The sequence below is a fragment of the Nocardioides sp. genome, assembly GCF_031397825.1.
GTDB lineage: Bacteria > Actinomycetota > Actinomycetes > Propionibacteriales > Nocardioidaceae > Nocardioides.
Genome location: NZ_JANNML010000094.1, coordinates 1 through 3,823, shown reverse-complemented (window position 1 = coordinate 3,823; position 3,823 = coordinate 1). Strand labels below are relative to the sequence as shown.

General features: G+C 70.8%; 4 protein-coding genes and 1 pseudogene. 4 read left to right on the top strand and 1 reads right to left on the bottom strand.

From position 1 onward, the window contains the following. A pseudogene (locus RMN98_RS08420) lies at positions 1 to 243 on the top strand (HNH endonuclease); the annotation flags it as partial. On the opposite strand, the gene RMN98_RS08415 reads toward RMN98_RS08420, so the two are convergent. Continuing rightward, positions 230 to 862, bottom strand: a complete 633-nt coding sequence (locus RMN98_RS08415) for a histidine phosphatase family protein (protein WP_309648366.1) — start codon at positions 860 to 862, stop codon at positions 230 to 232. The pseudogene RMN98_RS08420 and the gene RMN98_RS08415 overlap by 14 nt on opposite strands. A gap of 56 nt (positions 863 to 918) precedes the next feature. Here RMN98_RS08415 and RMN98_RS08410 point away from each other — a divergent pair, with 56 nt between their 5' ends. From RMN98_RS08410 to RMN98_RS08400, 3 genes are all read left to right on the top strand, one after another. Further along, a complete protein-coding gene (locus RMN98_RS08410) occupies positions 919 to 1,761 on the top strand; it encodes a DUF3626 domain-containing protein (RefSeq protein WP_309648365.1) in 843 nt (280 codons plus the stop codon). Beyond that, positions 1,749 to 2,639, top strand: a complete 891-nt coding sequence (locus RMN98_RS08405; protein WP_309648364.1) for an aminoglycoside phosphotransferase family protein — start codon at positions 1,749 to 1,751, stop codon at positions 2,637 to 2,639. The genes RMN98_RS08410 and RMN98_RS08405 overlap by 13 nt, the downstream gene beginning before the upstream one ends. 106 nt (positions 2,640 to 2,745) lie before the next feature. Beyond that, the coding region (locus tag RMN98_RS08400) for an Hsp70 family protein (protein WP_309648363.1) at positions 2,746 to 3,823 on the top strand (1,078 nt) is incomplete at its 3' end.

Here is a 3,823-nt window from a genome sequence, read left to right as displayed (position 1 = left end):
GTGTTCCCCCACTGCACCAAGAGATCCAGGTCCTGCGACCTCGACCACCTCATCGCCCACGCACAGTCCCGCATCACCTGCGAGTGCAACCTCGCCCCCCTCTGCCGACATCACCACCAGCTCAAGACCCACGCCGGCTGGACCTACCAACAACTCGCCCCCGGCACCTTCCTCTGGCGCGAACCCCACGGCCAGACCATGCTCGTCACCCCCCACGGCACCCGCGACCTCACCGACCCCTGAGGTGCGCGGTGTCGCCGAGCGACACGACGGTGTGGTTGTGGAAGTAGTCGTCGCGGTGGAGGTGGGTGATGCTGCCCGACGCCACCCGGAAGCTGACCCGGCTCAGTGCGTCGAGCGGCATCCCGATCCAGTGGGCGATGACGAACGTGACCGAGCCGCCGTGGGTGACGACCACCGTCGTGGGGGAGGGGTCCGCGACGACCTGATCCATGGCGGCGTAGACCCGCCGCACCCACTCGCCCTTGGTCTCCGCTCCGGCGATCCCCTCGTCGTGCTCCAGCCGCTCACCCTCGGCGGGCGGCGGGACGAACCGCTCGCGGAACCAGGGGTCCGGCATGCCGCCGCCCTCGCCGTAGGACTTCTCCCGCAGGCCGGGCAGCCTGACCGGCGCCACGCCGAGGGCGGCACCGATCGGCTCCGCGGTCTGGACCGTGCGGCGCAGGTCGGAGGTGAAGACGGCGACCGGGACGCCCGTCCCGATCCGGTCGCGCAAGGCCTGCGCGGCAAGCCCCGCGTGCTCGTGCCCTCGAGGCGTCAGCTCGGAGTCGAACCAGCCGCCGACGCGGCCCTCCAGGTGGTGCGTCGCCTCAGGATGGGTGACCACGTAGATGTCGCGCATGCGGCCATCCTCACCGATGCGCCATCCTCACCGGTCCGCATGGCAGCATCGGTCCGGTGAGTGCCGTGCCGAGTCCCTGGGCCCGTGCCGCGCTGGCCCACGTGGCGCAGCAGGCCGGCGGTGGTCCGCTGGACCGGTCGCTGCGCATCACGCTGAACTTCCACCCCGACCGGGTGCGCGACGGACTGACCGTGCTCCAGCACCTCGCGCGGGACGGGGTCTACCGCAGCCAGTTCGAGACCGGCACGAGCAACGGCGGCCTCACCGCCCACCAGGGCGGGGAGCGGTGGAGGTGGGAGTCGCGCATCTTCGCCACGGCGTACGACGACGCGCCGCCGGCGCAGCGCCCCCGGTACGGCGCGCTGGACCACCGCAGGCGGGCGCTCGGGGGTGCGCCCCGCTTCGGCTCGTCCTTCCTCCGGCTTGCTGAGCACGTCCTCGACCGCAGCACCTTCTGCTTCCCCGACTCCGTCGTCGACCCGGTCGACCTGGGGACCGTCGACCGGTGCGACCTGATCCGCCTCGCGGAGGACGGCGATGCCGACCTGCTGGACGACTACGTCGAGGCGCACGTGCACGGCGTCCTCGAGATCGGCGAGGACGTGGAGGCTCTGGTGCTGGACCCGAGCTTCCGCGCCACCCCGGTGGCCGAGCACGCCGAGCATCTCGGGATCCCGGTCGAGTGGCACGAGGGACGTCGGTTGAGCGTCGGGACGCTCGAGCAGCACCCCGCCTTCCGTGGCGCGGCGATCGTCGAGGTCGGCCGCAGCATCGCGGAGGGCGGCTTCCTGGACGCCGAGGTCGTCGGCCGCGCGGTCCGCGACGGGCGCCACGACGTGCAGGACCTCAAGAAGGTGTGGCACCACGTCGCGCGGTGGGGTGTGCCGTGGCACTCCTGAGCGACACCGCACGGTCCTGGGTCGAGGACTGCACCGGCTCGGTCGTCGGCGTCCGCGAGCTCCGCGGCGGCTGGACCTCGACGATGCTCGCGCTCACGCCGGAGCAGGGCGACGAGGTCGTGCTGCGCCTGATGACCAAGGAGCCGTGGCGCACGCACGGCGCGGCGCTCACGAGCCGCGAGGCGGAGGTCCAGCGGATGCTGGCGCCGACCCCGGTGCCTGCCCCGCGCTCGCTCGCGCTCGACGCAGCAGGCGACCACGGCGGCGTCGCGGCCCACCTGATGACGCTGGTCCCCGGCGAGGTCGACCTCGACCGCGTCGACGCCGCGTCCCTGCGGCGGCTGGCCGACGTGCTCGCTGCGATCCACGACGTCGAGCCCACGATCGAGGTGCGCGCCTACCAGTCGTGGGCATGGGAGGAGAAGTACGTCGTGCCGCCCTGGGCGAGCGACGCCGGACTGTGGGAGGAGGCGTTCGCGGTGCTGCGCACCGACCCGCCGTCGTTCGAACCACACCTGATCCACCGTGACTTCCACCACCGCAACGTCCTGTGGGTCGCCGACGAGGTCGGCGGCGTCGTCGACTGGGTCGAGACGTCCATCGGGCCGGCCTGGCTCGACGTGGCCCACGGTTGCACCAACATCGCGATCCACCACGGCACGGGCACCGCGCAGGCCTTCGCCGACGCCTACGTCGCGCGCACCGGGCGTGCGCCGCAACCGTTCTTCGACGTGATGGACGTGGTCGGCTTCCTGCCCCCGCCCGGGCGACGGTCGTTCATCACCGACGAGCTGGAGCTGGCGCGCCTCGAGGACTGGCTGCGCTCCCGGGTGAGACTGCTGAGCGGCGGGAACAAAGCCCGCCGACCCTCTGTTTGACCCAGTGAGCGAACTTGAGTTGAGTGGACTCAACTTGTTTGCAAGACTGTCACCCACAGTCTTCACCCAGCGCCCCGATCGGGGCCGGATCACCGGAGGTAACACCATGGCACGTGCTGTCGGCATCGACCTGGGGACGACCAACAGCGTCGTCGCCGTCCTCGAGGGTGGCGAGCCCACCGTCATCGCCAACGCCGAGGGTGCCCGCACCACCCCGTCGGTGGTCGCGTTCGCGAAGTCCGGCGAGGTCCTCGTCGGCGAGGTCGCCAAGCGTCAGGCGGTCACCAACGTCGACCGCACCATCCGCTCCGTCAAGCGCCACATGGGCACCGACTGGAAGCAGAAGATCGACGACAAGGACTTCACGCCTCAGCAGATCAGCGCGTTCGTCCTCCAGAAGCTCAAGCGCGACGCCGAGGCCTACCTCGGTGAGCCCGTCACCGACGCGGTCATCACCGTGCCGGCCTACTTCTCCGACGCCCAGCGCCAGGCGACCAAGGAGGCCGGCGAGATCGCGGGCCTCAACGTCTCGCGGATCGTCAACGAGCCGACCGCGGCCGCGCTGGCCTACGGCCTCGACAAGGGCGACGACCAGACGATCCTCGTCTTCGACCTCGGTGGTGGCACGTTCGACGTGTCCCTCCTCGAGATCGGCGAGGGCGTCGTCGAGGTCAAGGCGACCTCCGGCGACAACCACCTCGGCGGTGACGACTGGGACAACCGCGTCGTGGAGTGGATGGTCAAGACGTTCAAGTCCAACTTCGGGGTCGACCTGGCGGCCGACAAGATCGCCAAGCAGCGCCTCCAGGAGGCCGCCGAGAAGGCCAAGATCGAGCTGTCGTCCTCGGCCGAGACCACGATCCACCTGCCCTACATCACCCACGGTGAGTCCGGCCCCCTCCACTTCGAGGAGCGCCTGACGCGCAGCGAGTTCCAGAAGCTGACCGCCGACCTGCTCGACCGCACCAAGACCCCCTTCCAGAACGTCCTCAAGGACGGTGGCGTCGCGATCGACAAGATCGACCACGTCGTGCTGGTCGGTGGCTCCACCCGCATGCCGGCCGTCGGCGAGCTCGTCACCGAGCTCCTCGGTGGCAAGCAGCCCAACAAGGGCGTCAACCCCGACGAGGTCGTCGCCGTCGGCGCCGCGCTCCAGGCCGGCGTCCTCAAGGGCGAGGTCAAGG